Raw genomic sequence first — 4,318 nt, forward strand, 5'->3', positions numbered from 1 at the left:
TATAAGGAAATATCCTAGCACTTTTTTTCTATAATAGAAGGCTTTAGACCTTGGTTTTTGGGTAAAAATTTGGCGTTCAGCTATCACCTAACCTTATACCGTTTCACGGAATTCAGGCATTAAAATTTAATAGATAGAAAACTTTGACTTAACAATAGTTTCAACGGATCATTTGACATAATAACTTTGAAACTATTTATGATATCCTTAAAGTAAAATGGTATTAGTAATTGCTTAATTCACATCAATTGCTGAATGCTTAGGAAGGAACAAAGGTATCAATTCAAGAATTAATAATTAATAATTAATAATTATCTCTTCTGATCAAGAATAGGATTGACTAAAAGGATTTTTTTGTCTTTGTTTCTCTATGAATGGAGAGGCTTTATACCTTAATTTTTAGGTAATGAAGCGGAATATATTCCCTTAATCAGGTATGATAAAAATTTAGTAGTTAAATTTCATTGGGAAGCTCTGCAAAACGGCCATTTTACAAAAAATAAGATTGTTTGATTGACTACTCCCCGGACTAAAGTCACGGGGATTCTAAGCAGATACTACGCAACAGGATAAATCCGTGTTGCTTCGTCTATTCTTAGCTGACCAAAGATATATTCTTTGGGGACAATTTCATTGTGCCCCTACACAGTCGGCTTAAGTCTAAACTTAGCTTTCTGCTTACTTTTGTGATGATATTTGCAGCTCCATTACAGTCTGCATTCATACACCAATTATTACCTGTTCTATACAAACCACGCTGTCTTGATGCAGTCGCTCATGGGGGAAACCCCCTTTGGTGGCGCTGCATCGCTTTGTTCTTTTTCCTGATGGTTTCCAATCATCGGGTTTCTGACCATAATTAGGTAGATAGTCGCCATCTAAAAAGGAAGCAATACTTGTATAACTTTCTTCTATTTCTAAATATATTATTCCATATTCAGAACATAATTGAGCTATTCTTTCTTTGAGTCTAGCTGTAGGAATTGGTACAAATTATGAATTACTTTTTTTCCCAATTCTATTTCATTTTTCTGACCTTTATTCCAACCAAAAACAATTGTACCGAGCTGATTTTTAAACAATGATTAATGACTATTCTGGCTGCTTTATTGATACCGTCACGCATTTGGCGTTTACGCTTTTCTGTAATGGCAGCTAGTCTATTTGACCAAAATCCTTGAGGCTGATTTTCTTTAATAGTTGATACTTATTTGTTGCAGGTACGATTCATTGATTTAATCTGTTTACCATCTACTATCAAGCTAGTACCTACATTAGATATACAGGTCAACCAATTATTTAAACCATGGTCAATTCCTAATACATTGTCTTGATTTAATAGAGGTTTAACTACTATTTCTTTTTCATAGATAAATTCTTGGGTAAAACATCTGTTTATCGGTAATATTCTCAGTTCTTTCAGAGATGAAAATTCTAGATTACTCGGCATTGGAATTAAAAAGCTATCTACTCCAAACCAGGGTTTACAGGTATTCTAAGCGTGATACTCTAAGCGTGATTCTCTTTAAGTTTTAATGCTTGAGCCGGGTAACTAACTGTCGTCATTCCCCCTTTTTTTCTGTAGTTAGGAATCTTTGGTCTGTTTGTGATTTTACCTTCATTATAGGCAATAATAAGACCATAATAAAACCTAAATAATTCCGCTACAGTTCTCAATATTTGTTGTGCTGAAGAGCGAATGTAGAACTTTATAGTGATTGTTCTTTTTGTATACCTTTTCTAAGTCATACTTGCCAATGGCTTTTTGAGACTTAAAATATAGTTGCCTGACATAATATATTCCCATGTTAGTGAGCTTGTGAGACTGTTCACATAAGAATGTTAAAATAGCAATTAATTCAGAATTTTTATTTACTAAAACTTGCTGACAAGAGTACATTGGAAAGGGGCGGAACGAAAACTTATTGTCGATCATAGTACGACTAGGACAACTAAAGTTGTCTAGTCCAAACGACTACCTTGTTTTCATCCCCCCAGTTCAGAGATGGGGGCCTTCAACGTTGCTTTTGGGTCAAATAAAATACATCGGATTAAAATCCGACTCCTCGCCTTTCATCCATCGCTTAAAAGACGATAGCTTTCATGCTCCCGTGTTATTTAGGTAATTCCCCCATTACTTTAAGAAATATATGACTGTACAAATATTCAACAAAACCTTAAATCTTCAAAATCTCCAAATTCTAATAGTATCTCTACTATTAGTTATTTTGGCCACTATTGTGCCAGTATCATCTGCATCCGCAACAGGAGTTTATCAAATGCCCAATTTAACGGCAGGCGATCGTACATTTATCGTTGATGATGCAGATGTTCTGAGTCGAGTCACTAAGAGTAAACTGAAAAATTCTTTGGAAAATTTGGCCAATGCTACAGGAAATGAAGTTAGATTTGTGACTATCCGTCGCCTAGACTATGGTGAGACGGCAGATAGTTTTACTGAGAAACTATTTGACAAATGGTTCCCCACTCCAGAAGCAAAAGCTAATCAAACTTTATTGGTACTAGATACTCTCACTAATAATGATGCAATTCGTATTGGTGATGCAGTTCAAGAAATTATGTCTGATGAAATTACTCAGAGTGTAGTTGACGAAACTATTCAAGTACCTGTTAGAGATGGAAATAAATATAATGAGGCTTTTTTGGCAGCTAGCGATCGCCTAACTGCTGTATTATCTGGAGAAACCGATCCAGGTCCACCAGAAGTTAAGGATGAACTTTCAGCACAAGTAGCAGCTACTTTTAAGTCAGCAGAAGAAACTGATGATCAAAGTGCAACTATTGTGGTGGTTGTATTGTTAATCGTTGCTACAGTTGTGCCGATGGTTACTTATTTCTGGTATCAAGGTTTTTCTGGATAAAAATTAAGGAGAATGGAAAGAAAATATAGTCTAACCATTCTCCTTATTTGGCGTTGGTAAATCAAGAGATGAAACTTTAAGAGTAGTCTGTTTCTAATACCTCTAAATATTTAACCAGAGGAAGTGATAGATATCACCTCTAGTAGAAAATCATCCCACCAATTAACAACACCTTAAAGCTATGAGCTTTTCCTGACAGAATGCTCCGCAAATAGTATTTAACTGGAGGGGTAAAAATTAAAGGGTTAAGTAACCCACAAGAGTTTGAAAAGGCGCCTGGTGTGTGTTAATGGAGGTTTAAATAGGGCTTGCTGATTAAATATAAAAGCCTTTACAGATAAAGCTTTTAGCGTTTTTATGTCTCAAAAAAGTACCAACTTTTAGGTTAAAAAGGTGCAAAAATTGAGCAAAAAATGCTAAATATTTAGAGAAAAATTAAGGGGTTATTCTTTTGACTACCTCCTCTAAATTCCCCATTTTTCCTGAATTATGACTCCTGAATTATGACTTCTACAACTACTCAAAGACTTTTTCAGCAAGCCCTAAATATCCCATTATGAACTGTGATAAATTGAGTATTGAGTGCTACTTCAATTAATCTTGAATATATTCTTTGCCATTTAATAAAGCTATTTCAGCACGCAAAAATTCTCTTCCTAAATAAGCAGCATGATCTAACATTGTGACTTGACAAGGGTGGGTTTCTTCAAATATTTTGATACACATTTCTTTTGCGGTTCTAGCAGTAAATATTGTAGTTTCTTGACGTTCTACTTTTCCTTTTACTGGAATAGGTTTTCCTGTTTCTGGATCTATAGCTAAACCTCGTTCATCAATAATATTAGTGAAGTGTTTTGCACAAATTAACCTCGCTTTTTGGTCAATAAAAATAATGAAGTAACCACCTGGATCGAGGTCTATGTGACGTTTTGAAAGCTTTTCATCAATTGTGGTTATGTCTTCAAATTTTAGATTCATAGTTCAAATTTATAATTACCTGTATTTTATTCTACATTTTTATCTGAATTTAGGCATAATACTACTAGCATAGCGCAATCTTTTTGGCGAGATAAATTTTGACCAGTATACTCGAAACAGTGATTTATAATGGTAATAACAAATATTACTTTTCAGTCAATATCTAGTCTTAGGAATTATATCTCAAGATTCAAAGGAAGATAAAAATAGAGAATATATCTAAATCAGATATAAATCAAAAGATTAAATCAATTATTTTAGTTTGGTATTTTTTTGGAAATCAAAGTTTAGCCTAGTATAATCAATTATATGCCAATTAAGAACAGAAAACTACTTATGTTATTTTACTAGGAAATTCATAAACTAGGCAAAAGAGGATTTTTTTTCGGAAAATATCTTGAATCTACTCCATGACAATAATCCTGAAAATACTTAGACCAACCTGAGAGAAAATTTTT

3 protein-coding genes are annotated in these 4,318 nt (G+C 33.6%); 1 reads left to right on the forward strand and 2 read right to left on the reverse strand.

Annotation, left to right across the window (positions count from 1 at the left end):
• Positions 1-1,207: 1,207 nt before the first annotated feature.
• Positions 1,208-1,450 (reverse strand): transposase, encoded by a 243-nt coding sequence (locus tag AFK68_RS41280; RefSeq protein WP_246844068.1) that lies wholly within the window; start codon positions 1,448-1,450, stop codon positions 1,208-1,210.
• A gap of 700 nt (positions 1,451-2,150) precedes the next feature.
• Between AFK68_RS41280 and psb32 the strand changes: the two genes are divergently transcribed.
• Entirely contained in the window at positions 2,151-2,882 is a 732-nt protein-coding gene (gene psb32, locus AFK68_RS08225) for a photosystem II repair protein Psb32 (RefSeq protein WP_094672316.1), read from the forward strand.
• Between the two features lie 594 nt (positions 2,883-3,476).
• On the opposite strand, the gene AFK68_RS08230 is transcribed toward psb32, so the two are convergent.
• Positions 3,477-3,860 (reverse strand): DUF4346 domain-containing protein, encoded by a 384-nt coding sequence (locus AFK68_RS08230; protein WP_094672317.1) that lies wholly within the window; start codon positions 3,858-3,860, stop codon positions 3,477-3,479.
• Between the last annotated feature and the right edge of the window lie 458 nt (positions 3,861-4,318).

Origin of the sequence: Hydrocoleum sp. CS-953 (genome assembly GCF_002260545.1) — a bacterium.
Taxonomy (GTDB): domain Bacteria; phylum Cyanobacteriota; class Cyanobacteriia; order Cyanobacteriales; family Microcoleaceae; genus Trichodesmium.

What these genes read in the sequence shown, in the direction of transcription:
- AFK68_RS41280 (WP_246844068.1), bottom strand. Translation starts at nt 1,450, where the DNA reads ATGCCGAGTAATCTAGAATTTTCATCTCTGAAAGAACTGAGAATATTA.
- psb32 (WP_094672316.1), top strand. Translation starts at nt 2,151, where the DNA reads ATGACTGTACAAATATTCAACAAAACCTTAAATCTTCAAAATCTCCAA.
- AFK68_RS08230 (WP_094672317.1), bottom strand. Translation starts at nt 3,860, where the DNA reads ATGAATCTAAAATTTGAAGACATAACCACAATTGATGAAAAGCTTTCA.